Annotated in this window: 14 protein-coding genes; 8 read left to right on the top strand and 6 right to left on the bottom strand. The window is 68.6% G+C overall.

Features of this window, described 5'->3' with window-relative positions; genetic code table 11:
• Nucleotides 1–268: 268 nt before the first annotated feature.
• The 3 genes from AT699_RS17935 (at nucleotide 269) to AT699_RS17945 (ending at nucleotide 3,232) form a co-directional block, all read left to right on the top strand.
• Nucleotides 269–820, top strand: coding sequence for a TRAP transporter small permease (locus AT699_RS17935; RefSeq protein WP_006385116.1), 552 nt, complete (start codon nucleotides 269–271; stop codon nucleotides 818–820).
• Nucleotides 817–2,115, top strand: coding sequence for a TRAP transporter large permease (locus tag AT699_RS17940; protein ID WP_006385115.1), 1,299 nt, complete (start codon nucleotides 817–819; stop codon nucleotides 2,113–2,115). Before AT699_RS17935 ends, AT699_RS17940 begins: the two co-directional genes overlap by 4 nt.
• An 85-nt stretch (nucleotides 2,116–2,200) precedes the next feature.
• A complete protein-coding gene (locus AT699_RS17945) occupies nucleotides 2,201–3,232 on the top strand; it encodes a DctP family TRAP transporter solute-binding subunit (protein WP_024069366.1) in 1,032 nt (343 codons plus the stop codon).
• Nucleotides 3,233–3,415: 183 nt separating this feature from the next.
• Here AT699_RS17945 and greB read toward each other — a convergent pair whose 3' ends face one another.
• The 4 genes from greB to AT699_RS17965 form a co-directional block, all read right to left on the bottom strand.
• Nucleotides 3,416–3,967 (bottom strand): transcription elongation factor GreB, encoded by a 552-nt coding sequence (greB, locus tag AT699_RS17950; protein WP_024069367.1) that lies wholly within the window; start codon nucleotides 3,965–3,967, stop codon nucleotides 3,416–3,418.
• 91 nt (nucleotides 3,968–4,058) lie between these two features.
• Entirely contained in the window at nucleotides 4,059–4,904 is an 846-nt protein-coding gene (locus AT699_RS17955; protein ID WP_035181723.1) for a 3',5'-nucleoside bisphosphate phosphatase, read from the bottom strand.
• Nucleotides 4,905–5,073: 169 nt separating this feature from the next.
• Entirely contained in the window at nucleotides 5,074–6,009 is a 936-nt protein-coding gene (locus tag AT699_RS17960) for an alpha/beta fold hydrolase (RefSeq protein WP_006385110.1), read from the bottom strand.
• A gap of 59 nt (nucleotides 6,010–6,068) precedes the next feature.
• Entirely contained in the window at nucleotides 6,069–6,617 is a 549-nt protein-coding gene (locus AT699_RS17965; RefSeq protein ID WP_006385109.1) for a P-loop NTPase family protein, read from the bottom strand.
• A 453-nt stretch (nucleotides 6,618–7,070) separates the two neighbouring features.
• Here AT699_RS17965 and cfa point away from each other — a divergent pair, with 453 nt between their 5' ends.
• A complete protein-coding gene (gene cfa / locus AT699_RS17970; protein ID WP_024069369.1) occupies nucleotides 7,071–8,249 on the top strand; it encodes a cyclopropane fatty acyl phospholipid synthase in 1,179 nt (392 codons plus the stop codon).
• Between the two features lie 138 nt (nucleotides 8,250–8,387).
• Here cfa and AT699_RS17975 read toward each other — a convergent pair whose 3' ends face one another.
• Nucleotides 8,388–10,031: a GMC family oxidoreductase gene (locus tag AT699_RS17975; protein WP_024069370.1), complete on the bottom strand. Its 1,644-nt coding sequence runs from the start codon at nucleotides 10,029–10,031 to the stop codon at nucleotides 8,388–8,390.
• Nucleotides 10,032–10,162: 131 nt separating this feature from the next.
• On the opposite strand from AT699_RS17975, the gene AT699_RS17980 reads away from it, so the two are divergent.
• Both AT699_RS17980 and AT699_RS17985 read left to right on the top strand, forming a co-directional pair.
• Nucleotides 10,163–11,050: a LysR family transcriptional regulator gene (locus AT699_RS17980; RefSeq protein ID WP_020928260.1), complete on the top strand. Its 888-nt coding sequence runs from the start codon at nucleotides 10,163–10,165 to the stop codon at nucleotides 11,048–11,050.
• Between the two features lie 114 nt (nucleotides 11,051–11,164).
• The gene (locus tag AT699_RS17985; protein WP_024069371.1) at nucleotides 11,165–12,088 is read left to right on the top strand and encodes a TonB family protein; all 924 of its coding nucleotides are present in this window, start codon (nucleotides 11,165–11,167) and stop codon (nucleotides 12,086–12,088) included.
• A 22-nt stretch (nucleotides 12,089–12,110) separates the two neighbouring features.
• On the opposite strand, the gene AT699_RS17990 is transcribed toward AT699_RS17985, so the two are convergent.
• Nucleotides 12,111–13,088: a LysR family transcriptional regulator gene (locus AT699_RS17990; protein ID WP_024069372.1), complete on the bottom strand. Its 978-nt coding sequence runs from the start codon at nucleotides 13,086–13,088 to the stop codon at nucleotides 12,111–12,113.
• A 132-nt stretch (nucleotides 13,089–13,220) separates the two neighbouring features.
• On the opposite strand from AT699_RS17990, the gene AT699_RS17995 reads away from it, so the two are divergent.
• Nucleotides 13,221–14,546: an MFS transporter gene (locus AT699_RS17995; protein ID WP_024069373.1), complete on the top strand. Its 1,326-nt coding sequence runs from the start codon at nucleotides 13,221–13,223 to the stop codon at nucleotides 14,544–14,546.
• A gap of 29 nt (nucleotides 14,547–14,575) precedes the next feature.
• Complete coding sequence (locus tag AT699_RS18000) at nucleotides 14,576–15,886, top strand: ArgE/DapE family deacylase (protein WP_024069374.1); 1,311 nt, start codon at nucleotides 14,576–14,578, stop codon at nucleotides 15,884–15,886.
• Nucleotides 15,887–15,918 lie beyond the last annotated feature (32 nt).

The following is a 15,918-nucleotide window of genomic DNA, read 5'->3' on the forward strand; positions in this document are numbered from 1 at the left end:
CGAATTCGTCCGGCTTTGGCCATTGTTACAAAAGAATTCCGCGACGCAACGGCCGGCCTGTTGCACAGCAATATCCCCACCAAATCCCTGTCCGCATCGCGGGTTATGGCGTGCACCCGCCCCGCGCCGGCGGCCGCGGTATTGCGACGCACCATGTTGCGGCCATACCGCAGCGCGGGAAAACACGAACACCCCTGCCCTTGCCCCGACGGTAGGATGCAGCGACCCCATACCAAGAAAGCGCCCGCCGCGCTGGCCGTTGCCTCACATGTCACGCCCCGAAGCCCCCGCCGAGCCTGTCGAACCGATCATCCCCGCCGAAGCAGACCCCGCCGTGAAAGTGCCGCTGGCCATCGAGGACTGGCTGGCCGTGATCCTGCTGGCGGCGCTGGCCATCATTACCTTCCTGAACGTGCTGGTGCGCTACTTCACCGACCAGTCGTTCGCCTGGACCGAGGAAATCTCGGTGTTCCTGCTGATCGTGCTGACCATGGCCGGCGGCAGCGTGGCCTTCGTGCGCAACCACCACATCCGCATCGAGATCCTGGCCGACAACGGCTCGCCGCGGCGCCAGCGCATCATGGCGCTGATCGCCAACTTCTGCGTGCTGGCGTTCTTCGTGCTGCTGACGGTGCTGTCGATCAAGCTGGTGTCCGACGAATTCGTCTATGAGGAAACCTCGCCCGCCATCGGCGTGCCGACCTGGTGGTATTCGATCTGGCTGCCGGTGATGGCCGCCGCCATCTCGCTGCGCACGCTGGGCACGCTGCGGCGGCTGTGGCGGGCGCCGCTGCCCAAGGCCGACGGGGGCCAGGCATGATCGCCGGCATCCTGTTCGCCGTCTTCATCGCGCTGATGCTGATCGGCGTGCCGGTCGGCGTGGCGCTGGGCATCGGCGGCACCGTGGCCATCGTGCTGTCCAACCTGGACACGCCCTGGTATGGCCTGCTGACCGTGCCGCAGAATTTCTACGCCGGGCTGGCCAAGTACCCGCTGCTGGCGATTCCGATGTTCGTGCTGGTCGGCTCCATCTTCGACCGCTCCGGCGTGGCCAAGCGGCTGGTGGATTTCGCCATCGCCATCGTCGGCCGCGGCCCCGGCATGCTGCCGCTGGTGTCGATCGCCGTGGCCATGTTCCTGGGCGGCATCTCGGGCTCCGGCCCGGCCTGCGCCGCCGCGGTGGGCGCGGTGATGATCGCGGCCATGTCGCGCGCCGGCTATCCGGGCGCGTTCTCGGCCTCGGTGGTGGCGGCGGGCGCGGCCACCGACATCCTGATTCCGCCGTCGGTGGCCTTCATCATCTATTCGGTGCTGGTGCCCGAGGCCTCGGTGCCGGCGCTGTTCGCCGCCGGCATGGTGCCGGGCATCCTGGCCGGCCTGGCGCTGATCGTGCCGGCCGTGTGGCTGTCGCGCAAGCACAAGATGGGCATGCTGGAAGCGCACCTGCCGCGCCCGCCGTTCTGGCGCAGCCTGCGCGAGGCCTCGTGGGGCCTGGCCGCGCCGGTGCTGATCCTGGGCGGCATGCGCATGGGCTGGTTCACGCCCACCGAGGCGGCCGTGGTGGCGGTGTTCTACGGCCTGTTCGTGGGCATGTGCATCCACCGCACCATCAAGCTGCGCGACCTGTACGTGATCCTGCGCGAGGCGGCCGAGCTGTCGGCCGTGATCATGCTGGTGGTGACGCTGGCCGGCATCTTCGCCTGGGCCCTGTCCACGCTCAGCGTGATCGACCCGATCACCCACGCCATCGTCAATTCCGGGCTGGGCGAATGGGGCGTGCTGGCGCTGCTGATCCTGCTGCTGATGACCGTCGGCATGTTCCTGGACGGCATCTCCATCTTCCTGATCTTCGTGCCGCTGCTGATGCCGATCGCCAAGGCCTACAACTGGGACCCGGTGTGGTTCGGCGTGATCCTGACGCTGAAGGTGGCGCTGGGCCAGTTCACCCCGCCGCTGGCGGTCAACCTGATGGTGTCGTGCCGCATCGCGCGCGTGCCGATGGAATCGACGGTGCGCTGGGTGGTGTGGCTGCTCGGCGCGATGTTCCTGGTGCTGGTGGCGGTGCTGGTGTTCCCGCAGCTGGCGCTGTGGCTGCCGCACAAGCTGGGATATTGAGGGAACCGGACGGGGATCTGGACGCCACCGCCCGGCATGCATTCATGACAACAACAGACAGACCCGCAAAGAGAGGAGACGCAACATGAATTTCCGCAAGCTGATCGGCGCCACGCTGTGCGCCGCCGCCGTCGCCGCCATTCCCGCGGCCGCGCAGGCGCAGAACTACAAGCCCGAGTACAAGCTCTCCATCGTCGTCGGCACCACCTTCCCGTGGGGCCAGGGCGCCGAGATCTGGTCGAACCTGGTGCGCGAGCGCACCCAGGGCCGCATCAACATCAAGGTCTACCCCGGCACCTCGCTGGTGCAAGGCGACCAGACCCGTGAATTCACCGCCATCCGCCAGGGCGTGATCGACATGGCCGTCGGCTCGACCATCAACTGGTCGCCGCAGGTCAAGCAGCTCAACCTGTTCTCCCTGCCCTTCCTGATGCCCGACTACGCCGCCATCGACGCGCTGGTGCAGGGCGACGTGGGCAAGGAAATGTTCAAGCTGATCGAGAAGGCCGGCGTGGTGCCGCTGGCCTGGGGCGAGAACGGCTACCGCCAGCTCAGCAACTCCAAGCGCGAGATCAAGCGGCCCGAGGACATGAAGGGCATGAAGCTGCGCGTGGTCGGCTCGCCGCTCTACATCGACACGTTCACCGCGCTGGGCGCCAACCCGACCCAGATGAGCTGGGCCGACGCCCAGCCGGCGCTGGCCAGCGGCGCGGTCGACGGCCAGGAGAACCCGCTGTCGATCTACACCGGCTCCAAGCTCTACACCGTCGGCCAGAAATACCTGACGCTGTGGAACTACGTGGCCGATCCGCTGATCTTCGTGGTCAACCGCGAAGTGTGGAATTCGTGGTCGGAAAAGGACCGCGACATCGTGCGCCAGGCCGCGCTGGACGCCGGCAAGCAGCAGATCGTGATCGCGCGCAAGGGCGTCACGCCGGAAGATCCGTCCTTGCTCAAGGAGATCGAGGGCCATGGCGTCACCGTGACCTCGCTCAGCCAGGCCGAGCACGACGCCTTCGCCAAGGTCACCCAGCCCGTCTACGACAAGTGGAAGAAGCAGATTGGCGAGGACCTGGTCAATCTGGCCGAGAAGTCGGTCGCCGCGCGCAAGAAATAATCCGGCCAGGACACGACACCGAACAAGCAGCAAGCCCCAGGGGAACGGCGGCGCGAGCCGCCAACCGAGGCAGGGACGTCAGATCCCGCCCACCAAAAGACGGGCGCCGGCCACAAGCCGGCGCCCGTCACCTTTTGGAGGGTCCGTTTCGGCGGCGGCGCCGCAACGCCCCGTGGCGCCGTCCTACTCCGGGTAGCGCACTTCCAGAATGTCCAGCTCCTCGATCCCGCCCGGCGTGCGCAGCACCACCGTGTCGCCCTCCCGCGCCTTGATCAGCGCCCGCGCCACCGGCGAGATCCAGCTGATCTTGCCGGCCAGCGGCTCGGCCTCGTCCACGCCGACGATGGTGACGGTGTGCTCCTCGCCGGCCTTGTCGGAATACAGCACCGTGGCGCCGAAGAAGACCTGGTCGCGGTTCGGCTGGGCGGCCGGGTCGACCACCTCGGCGATGTCCAGGCGCTTGGTCAGGAAACGCATGCGGCGATCGATCTCGCGCAGGCGCTTCTTGCCGTAGAGATAGTCGCCGTTCTCGGAACGGTCGCCGTTGGACGCGGCCCACGACACCACCTGCACCACCGCCGGGCGCTCCACGTTCATCAGGTGCGTCAGCTCGCCGCGCAAGCGCTCGTAGCCTTCGGGCGTCATGTAGTTCTTGGTGCCGGCCGGCAAGGCCTGGGCCTGCGGCAGGTCATCGTCGTCCTCGTTGTCGGATTCTTTGACAAATGCTTTGTTCATGGCGGGCAGCGCGCTCGGCGCGCGATCAAATCAGTTCAAAGACGGCATGGACGCGCCATGCCAGGAGCCGGGCGGCGGCGCGCCGCCCGCGCTAGAACCAGTCGTGCCAGACCGGCTTCAGGTCGGAGGGCAGCGGCGGCAGCCGGCCCAGGTCCATGCGGCTTTCCTTGGCGCTGTGGAAGTCGGAACCGCGCGAGGCCAGGAAACCATAGCGGCGCGCCACCTCGGCATACTGGCGCGCCTCTTCCACGGTGTGGCTGCCCGTTGTGACTTCGATGCCCACGCCGCCCAACTGCAGGAATTCGTCGAACAGCGCGGCGAACTGCAGCGGCGTGTACTTGTAGCGCCCCGGATGCGCGATGACGGCGATGCCGCCGGCGCCACGGATCCAGCCCACCGCCTCGGCCAGGGTGGCCCATTGCATCGGCACGTGGCCCGGGCGGTCATCGCCCAGGTGCTTGGTGAAGACGGTCTGCACGTCGGGGCAGTAGCCGGCTTCGACCAGGTAGCGCGCGAAGTGCGTGCGGCTGATCAGTTCGGGATTGCCGGCGAACGGCAGCGCGCCTTCGTAGGCGCCGGGCATGCCCATTTCGGCCAGGCGCTCGCCGATGCGGCGGGCGCGCTCGGCGCGGCCCGAGCGCGTCTTGCGCAGGCCTTCGATCAGCGCGGCATTGGAGGGATCGAAACGCAGGCCGACGATGTGCACGGTCAGGCCGGCCCAGGTCACCGAAATCTCGACGCCGGTGGCAAAGCGCATGCCCAGCTCGCCGGCCATGGCCGCGGCCTCGGCCAGGCCGCCGACCTCGTCGTGGTCGGTCAGGGCCCAGACATCGACGCCGTTGGCGTGCGCGCGCTGCGCCACGTCGCGCGGCGCCAGGGCGCCATCGGACACGGTGGAATGGCAATGCAGATCGATGTTGAGCACGGGCGTATTCATGGAACCTATTGTAGAGAAGCCCCGCCCCCCTGGGTAGCGGCGCGGGCGGCGGCGTCCCCAATATGAACGGATGAATCAACGGATGCCGACCGCAAGGCGACTGGCGGACCATCCCCGGGGCGGCCCGCGTTGCGCTCGGCGCGCGGCGCGCAGGCGCCGCTTGCGGTGGTCAGGTGAGCAGGAAGTCCGCCACCGCCGCCACCTGGTCGTCGGCCATCAGCGTCGGCGCGTGGCCGACGCCGCGCACCTCGTAGACCCGCGCGCGCGGATTGCGCTGGCGCATTTCGTCGACGGTGGCGCGGGTCAGCAGGTCGGAATGCTCGCCGCGCACGATCAGGATCGGGCAGTCGACCGCATCGTACGAGCGCCACAGGATCTGCTCGCCGGCGGCCAGTTCATCGCCGGTCTGCAGCGCCATCGGCTGCGCCAGCGCCAGGTCGTAGTGCTTGACCCATTGTCCGCCCTGCTCGGGGTAGACGAAACGCGCCAGGTGATCCCACTGCGCATCCGTGTGCGGGCCGAAGGTCTCGGAATTGGCGCGCATGGCCGCCACCGCCTCGGGGAACGACGCGAACGCGCCGGGTTCGCCCACGTACTGTCCGATACGCGCCAGCGCGCTGGTTTCCAGCCGCGGGCCGACATCGTTGAGCACCAGCCGCGACAGGCGGATGCCGTCCTGCGGCGGCAACATGCCTGCGTGCGGGCGCAGCGGCAGCATCGCCCGCGCAAAAGCGGCGGCGCCGGCCAGCCCCAGGCCGATCAGCCCGCCCATCGAGGTGCCGACCCAGGCCAGCGTGGCCGGCCGCAGCCGCGCCACCAGCGTCACCATGTCGGACACGTATTGCGGCACGGTGTAGAAAGCCGGATTGGCCAGCCAGTCGGATCGGCCGCGGCCGACCACGTCCGGGCATACCACGCGGTACTGGCCGGCCAGGCGCCGCGCCAGCGTGTCGAAGTCGCGGCCGCTGCGCGTCAGGCCGTGGACGCAGACCAGCACCTGGTCGTTGGCCGGATCGCCCCATTCCCAGTACGCCATGCGGTGCAGGCCCGCCGGGCTGGCGCAGGTGACGAATTCCAATCGGGGTTCCAGGCTCGCATCCAGCATCGTTGTGCTCCAAAAGACCAACGCGCGCCGCGACGGCGGCGCCGCGCATGGCCGGTATCTTATCGGAAGCGCAGCGCGGCCAGCACCTGGTCGGCCAGGTCGTCGACGCTGGCGCGCGTGTCCAGCGTCAATACCGGACAGTGCAGCTGGCGGATCCATTCGCGGTGCCGCTCGGGGGTGCGGGTGCCCTCGGCGCCGGTGTCGTAGCCGGCCGCCCATTCCAGGAAACGCCGGCTCTTGTCGCCGATCGCGGGGTCAGTTGCCAGCGCCGCGCCGTAGCGCTCGGCCTCGCGCCGTTGCAGCCGCGCCATCCGCTCGGCCGCCGGCAGGCGCAGAAACACCGCCAACGTGAACTCGGGAATCAGGCCCTCGCCCCAGTTGTAGACCGAACCGCCGCTGAGCACCCAATCGTCGTGCCCTTGCAGCCGTTCGCGGATGCGGCGCCAACGTTCCTCCTTCGGATACTTGTCCGTGAAGGGCGGATCGGTCGGCAGCCAATAATAGTCATCGGCTTCGAGATGGGGCACGCCCAGGCGCTGGCCGAGCGCGGCGCCCAGCGTGGTGGCGCCACAGCCGGAGGCGCCGAACAGATGTATGCGCGCAGCCATGGGACTCTCCTTGAAACGGACGCGACACGGCGGATCACGATCCGCCGACGACAGGCACGAATGCAGCCATTGCGGATGCCGCCGCCACGCAGGCGGGCAACGCCACCGTGGCGAACACCGGTGCAGGCGACCAGTGTAGCGGCGTTCGCCCGGCGCCCACGCCTGCATTGCATGGCGCGGGCCAACGACACCATTGCCTCCATGGTCTTGTCATTGGGCCGCCCCTGTTGGTGGCAGGATGCGCCTGGGCCTTGCGCAGCAGCATACGTTGGTTAAGATTGGCGGGTCCCGGTTCGGCGACCGCGGTGTCACGGCGCTGACATCCCGCTGAAATTACGATTGCCTATCGAGCCGATTCAATCATTAAATTGGATTCCATCCGCCGGTCCGGGCGAGAGTTATGCGCTTCGAGCATTGCCAGATCAGTCAGTCCAGAATTGATATGGAGCCACTATGCACCAAAGCAGTCCGACTACTCAGCTAACCCCCTCCCGCCCGGAGGCCGCCCCGCCGCCCGAACCGCCCAAGGTCCTGCAGGACCTGCTGGGCCGGGCCGACGTGCAGATCAACGGCTCGCGCCCCTGGGACATCCAGGTTCATGACAAACACATGTACGAGCGCGTCTTCGCCAGCTGGTCGCTGGGGCTGGGCGAATCCTACATGGACGGCGAATGGGACTGCGAGCAGCTCGACGAACTGTTCACCCGCCTGCTGCGCGCCGACATGGGCTCGGCCGCGCTGGGCCTGGCGCGCGTCAAGCTGATCGCCGAACACCTGCGCCACAAGCTGTTCAACCTGCAATCGCGCAGCCGCGCCTTCGAGGTCGGCGAACAGCACTACGACGCCGGCAACGACGTGTTCGAAGCCATGCTCGACAGCCGCATGATCTATTCCTGCGCCTTCTGGGAACAGGCCGACACGCTGGAAGCCGCGCAGGAAGCCAAGCTCGACATGATCTGCCGCAAGCTGCAGCTCAAGCCCGGCGAGACGCTGCTGGACATCGGCTGCGGCTGGGGCGGGCTGGCCAAATTCGCGGCCGAGCGCTATGGCGTCAAGGTCACCGGCGTCACCGTGTCCAAGGAACAGTTGGCGCTGGCGCAGGAGCGCGTGCGCGGCCTGCCGGTGGAACTGCTGCTGCAGGACTACCGCGACCTGCAGGGCAGCTTCGACAAGGTGGTGTCGGTCGGCATGTTCGAGCACGTCGGCCCCAAGAACTACGACACCTACTTCACCAATGTGCAACGGCTGATGGCGCCCGGCGGCATCTTCCTGCTGCACACCATCGGCATCGCCTCGACCAGCCAGAGCACCGATCCCTGGATCGACCGCTACGTCTTCCCCAACGGCAAGCTGCCCTCGGCGCGCGAGATCAGCACCGCGGTCGAAGGCCGCTTCATCATCGAGGACTGGCATAACTTCGGCGCCGACTACGATCGCACGCTGATGGCCTGGTGGGACAACTTCCAGCGCGCCTGGCCGCAATTGCAGGAACGCTACGGCACGCGCTTCTACCGCATGTGGCAGTACTACCTGATGTGTTGCGCGGGCTTCTTCCGCTCGCGCGAAGGGCAGCTGTGGCAGGTGATCCTGACGCATCCGCAGCGCCAGGAAATGTACCGCTCTCTGCGCTGAAGCGGACTCGGAAAGCGCCTTCCCGGGGGGCACCCCTCTGGAAGGCGCCGCCCGGGCGCCAGGCGTGAAATGCCGGGCCTGGCCGCCCCCCCTCCAACGCGCCACGCCCGGATCGCCACGGACGCGTCCCGCTCCGCGTCACTCGACCAGCTCGGCCGCCCGCGCCTCGGCGCCGACGCGCACCGCATCCTCCAGGATCATCTGCGCCGCCCGCTCCGCGATCATGATGGTGGGCGAATTGGTGTTGCCCGAGGTGATCGTCGGCATGATCGACGCGTCGGCTACGCGCAGGCCTTGCAGACCATGCACGCGCAGGCGCGCATCCACCACCGCGCCGTCGTCGGCGCGGCGGCCCATGGCGCAGGTGCCGACCGGATGGAAGATGGTGGTGCCGATCTTGCCCGCCGCCTCGCGCAGCTCGGCCTCGCTCTGGTAGGCCGGGCCCGGCAGCCATTCCTCGGGCTGGTAACGCTGCAAGGCCGGCGCCGCGCTGATGCGCCGCACCAGGCGGATAGCGTCGGCCGCCACCTTCAGGTCCTGTTCTTCCTTCAGGTAGTTCGGCGTGATCGCGGGCGGCAGCGAACCGTCCGCGCCCTGCGCGTGCACGCTGCCGCGCGACACCGGCCGCAGGTTGCAGACGCTGGCCGTGAACGCATCGAAACCATGCAGCGGCTCGCCGAACGCGCCCAGCGACAAGGGCTGCACATGGAACTCCAGGTTGGCGCGCGCCTGGCCCGGGTCGGACTTGGCGAACGCCCCCAGTTGCGACGGCGCCATGCTCATCGGCCCGCTGCGGTTCAGCAGGTATTCCAGCCCGATGCCGGCCTTGCCCCACCAGGTCGAGGCGACGCGGTTCAGCGTCTTGACCCCGCGCACTTTCAGGATGACGCGCAGCTGCAAATGGTCCTGCAGGTTCTCGCCCACGCCGGGCAAGGCGTGGCGCAGCGCAATGCCGCTTTCGCGCAGGCGCGCCGGCTCGCCGATTCCCGACAGTTCCAGCAGTTGCGGCGTATTGACGGCGCCCGCCGCCAGCACCACCTCGCGCGCCGCGCGCACGCTGGCGGACTGTCCGTCGCGGCGCACCTGCACGCCGACGCAGCGCGTGCCTTCGAACAGCAGGCGCTCGGCATGCGCGCCCGTCATCACCTGCAGATTGGGCCGCTCGCGCACCGGCCGCAGGAACGCCTTGGCGGTGTTCCAGCGCCAGCCTCGGCGCTGGTTCACGTCGAAATAGCCGACGCCGAAGTTGTCGCCCCGGTTGAAGTCCGCCACGCGCGGAATGCCTTCCTGTTCCGCCGCGCTGGCGAAGGCGTCGAGGATGTCCCAGCGCAGCCGCTGCGCCTCGACCCGCCATTCGCCGCCGGCGCCATGGAATTCATCGGCCCCGCGATAATGGTCTTCGCTGCGCTTGAACACCGGCAGCACCTGGTCCCAGCGCCAGGACGGATCGCCGGCGATCTCGGCCCATTGGTCGTAGTCCTGGCGCTGCCCGCGCATGTAGATCATGCCGTTGATCGACGAGCAGCCGCCCAGCACCCGGCCGCGCGGATAGATCAGCGACCGCCCGCCCAGCCCCGGCTCGGCGCCGGTGCGGTACATCCAGTCGGTGCGGGGATTGCCGATGCAATACAGGTAGCCGACCGGAATGTGGATCCAGTGGTAGTTGTCGCGTCCGCCCGCCTCCAGCAGCAGCACGCGCACCGCCGGGTCGCGGCTCAGGCGGTTGGCCAGCACGCAGCCGGCCGACCCCGCGCCCACGATGATGTAGTCGTATGTCTCCATTGCGCTTCTTCTTTTGAGTCTCAAGGGGCTGTGCCACTGTCGCGCAGCCGGCCGCCCCTGTCCAATGAATTGTTGAAAAGCGCTTTATAAGGCTCTTTAATAATGGGTATCGCCCTGCCGGGACCGGAACCATGGACCTCAAGCACATCCGCACCTTCGCCGCCGTGGCGCGCGTCGGCAACCTGACGCGCGCGGCCGAACACCTGCACCTGACGCAGCCGGCGCTCAGCCTGCAACTCAAGAGCTTCCAGGAAGCCCTGGACCTGCCGCTGTTCACCCGCACCGCCCAGGGCCTGGCGCCCAACGCCGATGGACGCGCCCTGCTGCCCTCGGCCCAGCGCGTGCTGGACGCGCTCGAGGACTTCGAGCGCGCCATCGGCGCGCTGCGCACCACGGTGCAGGGCGAGCTGCGCCTGGGCACCATCCTGGATCCGGAATTCCTGCGGCTGGGCGCCACGCTGCAATACCTGGTGCAGCACTATCCCAAGATCCGCCCCACCCTGCGCCACGGCATGTCCGGCTCGGTCGGCCGCCAGGTGCGCGCGGGCGAACTGGACGTCGGCTTCTTCCTCGGCCCGCGCGACGCGGCCCGTGGCCAGCCGGCGCTGCACGCCCTGCCGCTGGCAGGCTTTTCCTACTACGTGGTGGCGCCCAAGGGCTGGGGGCCGCAACTGGCCGGGCGCGACTGGCGCGACATCGCCGCGCTGCCCTGGATATGGACGCCGCCCGACTCGGTCCACCATCGCCTGCTCGCCGCGAAATTCGCCGAACTGGGCGTCACGCCCAACACCGTTGCCGAGGTCGACCAGGAGGCCTCGATGCTGGACCTGGTGCGTTCCGGCGTCGGGCTGACCCTGGCGCGCGACTCGATCGCGCTGCGCGAATCGCAGGCCCACGGCCTGGCGCTGGCGCCGGACCTGTCGATCCAGGCCGAACTGGCCTTCATCACGCTCGCGGCGCGGCGCGAGGAGCCGCTGGTGATGGCCGCGTTCGATGCGGTGCGGGCCGCGTTTGCGTAGGCCAGGCGGATGCGCGCCAGCCCGGCCCACGCCACGCGCGCCACTCGGGTATGCTCGCTTTCAAATTCTTGCCGGCCACGCCGGCGCCGCCCCCCCTTGACCGGAGACCTGCGTATGCGTTGGCGCGTGCTTGCCTGTAGCCTGGCCCTCACCCTGGCCTGCGCCGCGCCGCCGGTGTTCGCGGCCGCCCCCGCCAATCAGGCCGAGTGGACTCAGGCCGTGCAGCGGCGCATGATCAGCAGCTTCAAGTTTCCGCCGGAAGCCCGGCGCCTGAGCGGCCCGATCAGCCTGTCGCTGAAGATCATCGTGCGGCGCGACGGCAGCATCGCCGATGTCAGCGTCGATCGCTCCTCCGGCGACGCGGCGGTCGACCGCGCCGCCACCGGGATGGTGCAACGCGCCGGGCCGCTGCCCGCCTTTTCCGCCGACATGACGGGCGAAAAGACCGCGCTGAGCCTGCCGCTGCGGTTCCAGCAAGAGGAAGACGAGCCGGCGGGCGATCGCGCGGACGACCGCGGGCCGCCCGCCGACATTGCGCCGCGCCGCTACTCCGACGCCGCCAGCGGACTGACCGTCACCGTGCCGTCGCCCTTGCGGGTCGGCCCCGCGCCGGCGCGCGGCCGCTTCGACGCCCTGATCGAGATCTCCAGCCCCGACGGCTTTCCGCCCCGGGCGCAGGATGCCAAATACCTGTGCCGCGTCGGCTTCGTGGCCGCCCGGCCCTTGGCCCGGGGCGCCAAGGCGCCCGCCGCGCCGACCTGGCAGGCCCAGCTCAAGGCCGCCGAACGCCGCCAGCGCCAGCGACGCGCGAGCATCGAGCTGTACGACCACTACACGCTGGCCGGCAGCGCCGGCATCGACTACGTGGCGGCGCCCGGCGCCGGTCCCGGCCACGCCGACACGCTGGAGTACTACGCCGAGCTGCCGCTGCCGCAGGGCCGCGTCCGCATGGCCTGCGCCACCCAGCGCGGCGCGATGCCGGCCGCCGTGACGATGTTCAGGCAGGTGCGCGACGGCATCCGGATCGCGCCGCGCTGATACCCCCAGCCGGCCGCGCGCGTCAAAGCGGCGGCAGGTTGTCGGACGCCAGCCGCTCGGCCATGGTGAACCCATCGATATAGTCGCGAAAGTGCGTCAGGAAGGCTTTTTCGGCGGGGCTGCGCGGCGCATCGCGATGCCACAGCAGGTGCAGGTCGACCGAACACACCCCTTCGCCGGGCGGCAGACGCCACAGCCGGCCCTCGGCCAGGTCGCGCCGCACGCTGTGCTCGGGCAGGCAACCGATGCCGAAACCCGCGATGAGCAGACGCTTGACCTCGTCATGCTGCGTCGACGTCGCCACCACCCGCCCTGAAAAACCGCGCTGGTCGCGAAAGATCGTCAGCGGCGACAGGCTGTCGCCCAGCGCATCGCTGGCGAAAGACACGAAGTTCTCGCCCATCAGGTCCTCGATGCGCAGGTCCTGCCGGCCGAACAGCGCGTGATTGCGGCCGCAGAACAAGGCATAGCGCTGGTGCAGGAACACCTTGTTCTCCAGGCGCTTGGGCATCTGCCGGCACAGCGCGATGCCCGCCGTGCCCACGCGCTGCTGCATCAGCGTGACGATCTCGCTGCTGGGCAGCACGTCCAACTGCACCTCGATGCGCGGATAGGCGGCGTGGAACGCGGCCCAGAAATTGTCATAGACCTGGGAATGGATGCGGCTGGCCACCAGCAGGTGGATGCGGCCGCTCGCCTCCACCTCGGTCTGCGACACGTCGGTCAGCAACTGCGCCACGTTGCCGTAGATGGCCTCGGCCGCGCGGCGCACCTCCTCGCCGGCGTTGGTGACCGTGAACGCCTGGTTGTGCCGCTCGACCAGGCGCCGGTCCAGCTGCTCCTCGAGCCGCTTGAGCGCCTGGCTGACGGCCGATTGCGTCAGGTGCAGCTTGGCGGCCGCGCCGCTGATGCTGCGCTCCTGCACGATGACCAGGAAGGTGCGCAGCAGGTTCCAGTCCAGGCGGTCGCCGCTGCGGGGATCGGGGTGGGTCTGCTTCATCGATGGCGGGCGTGCTAAATCAAAACATCAATTTTACTTAAGTGAAAAATTAAAAATCATAAATTGACGTTATATCGAGGCGGGAGCGATAAACACGCCTTCGAACAACGACAACACCCCAAGAGGAAACCCATGACCGCTCCCGCCCATGCTCCGGCGGCGCGCCAGCCCGTGCGCGCCGCGACCGCCGCCTTCGTCGGCACCACCATCGAGTGGTATGACTTCTACATCTACGCCACCGCCGCCGCCCTGGTGTTCGGCAAGGTCTTCTTCCCCACGGCCGACCCGTTCATCAGCACCATGGCCTCGTTCGGCACCTTTGCGGCCGGCTTCCTGGCGCGTCCGCTGGGCGGCGTCATCTTCGGCCACCTGGGCGACCGTGTCGGCCGCAAGAAGGCGCTGATGGCCACCCTGGTCATCATGGGCCTGGCCACGGTCGGCATCGGCCTGCTGCCCAGCTACGCCAGCGCCGGCTTGTGGGCCCCCGCCCTGTTGCTGCTGCTGCGCCTGGCGCAAGGCCTGGCGGTCGGCGGCGAATGGGGCGGCGCGGTGCTGATGGCGGGCGAACACGCCTCGCAGCGGCGCCGCACCTTCGCCGCCTCGTTCGCGCAGCTGGGCAGCCCGGCCGGCCTGATCCTGTCGCTGCTCGCGTTCCGCCTGCTGACCGCGCTGGACGAAGCCGATTTCGTCAGCTGGGGCTGGCGCGTCCCGTTCCTGATCAGCGCGGTATTGCTGCTGGTCGGCTACTTCATCCGCGTCGGCGTCAATGAATCGCCCGACTTCGCCCAGGTGCTCGAACGCCAGGAACGCGCCGAGGTCCCGGCCAAGGAAGTGCTGCGCACCGCCTGGCGCACCGTGCTGTTGTGCATGGGCGTGTGCACCGTGGCCATCGGCGGCATCTATTTCACCAACACCTTCATGCTGTCCTACACCACGCAGACGATGGGCCTGGACCGCAAGCTGATCCTGGACTGCCTGTTCGCGGTCGCCATCATCCAGTTCTTCGTGCAGCCGCTGGCGGCGTGGCTGGCCGACATCCTCGGTCCGACCCGCGTGCTCATCACGGCCGCGGTCTGTTCGGTGCTGGCGCCCTACCCGATGTTCATGCTCGTCACGCAGGGCACGTCCTACAGCATCGTCGGCGGCATCGCCATCGTGCTGGTCTTCATGGCCGCGATCTACTCGGCGATGGCCGGCTACATCAGCGCGGCGTTTCCTGCGCACGTGCGCTATTCCGGCATCTCTCTTTCGTACCAGCTCTGCGGCGCGGTCGCCGGCGGCATGACACCGCTGATCGGCACCTGGCTGACCTACCACTATCCCGGCCAATGGCTGCCGCTGGCGATCTTCTACTCGACCCTGTCGGCGATCACGCTGGTGTCGATCTGGGCCCTGGCCGGCCACAAGCGCCGGCTGGCGCTGGACACGCCCCGCGCCGCGCACGCGCCGGCCGCCTGAACCTGAATCCGCCTCCCCAAGGAAACACGATGACGCAACAAACCTCCACCCCGCCGGCGCTTTCCGAAGAACAGACCCGCCGCATCCTGCAGGCCGTCGATGCCCGGTTCGACGCCCAGCTCGCCTTCACCCAGGATCTGGTGCGCTTTCCGTCGCTGCGCGAACAGGAACACACGGCGCAGGACTTCCTGTTCGAAGCGATGCGCGCGCGCGGCTTCGCCATGGACCGCTGGAAGATCGACGTGCGCGACATCGAGTCGCATCCCGGCTTCGGCCCGGTGACCGTGTCGTACGAAAACGCCTTCAACGTGGTGGGCACCTATCGTCCCGAACAGCAGACCGGCCGCTCCCTCATCCTGAACGGACACATCGACGTGGTGCCGACCGGACCGGTCGACATGTGGAGCCGCTCGCCCTGGGACCCGGCCATCATCGACGGCTGGATGTACGGTCGCGGCGCGGCCGACATGAAGGCCGGGCTGGTTGCCAACCTGTACGCCTACGACGCGGTGCGCGCGGCCGGCTACGCGCCCGGCGCCCCCATCTATTTCCAGTCGGTGGTCGAAGAGGAATGCACCGGCAACGGCGCCCTGGCGGCGCTGCTGCGCGGCTACCGCGCCGATGCCGTGATCATCCCGGAACCCGAGGAGAACATGCTGGTGCGCGCCAACGTGGGCGTGCTGTGGTTCAAGGTCCGCGTGCAGGGCCATCCCACCCACACCCGCGAAATGGCCAACGGCTTCAATGCCATCGATGCCGCCTACGCCGCCATCGAAGCCCTGCGTGGCATCGAGGCCAAGTGGAACGCCGAACATCACTGCCACCGCCATTTCGAGCACCTGGATCATCCGATCAATTTCAACATCGGCAAGATCGAAGGCGGCGACTGGCCGTCGACCGTGCCGCCCTGGTGTGAATTCGACGTGCGCGCCGCGATCTATCCTGGCACCACCGCCGACGAGGCCCGCGCCCAGATCGACGCCTGCCTGCGCGATGCCGTCGCCGACCCGCGCCTGGGCGGCACGCCGCCTCAGGTCACCTACACCGGCTTCTACGCCGAAGGCTATGTGCTGGAGGAAGGCAGCGCCGCCGAGAACACCCTGCGCGCGTGCCACCAGCAGGCCTTCAACAGCGAGCTGCAGAGCTTCACCACGCCCGGCTATCTCGACGCCCGGGTGTTCGTGATCTATGGCGACATGCCCACGCTGGTCTACGGCCCGAAATCGCTCGACATCCATGGCTTCGACGAACGCGTGCACCTGGAGTCGCTGCGGCTGATCACCAAGACCATCGCGTTGTTCATCGCGCAGTGGTGCGGCGTCAGCGAGACGGGCGCCTGAGCGCCTGAGCGCCAGGGCGCCCGCGCGCCGGC

Source organism: Achromobacter xylosoxidans, from assembly GCF_001457475.1.
Classification (GTDB): Bacteria; Pseudomonadota; Gammaproteobacteria; order Burkholderiales; family Burkholderiaceae_B; genus Achromobacter; species Achromobacter xylosoxidans.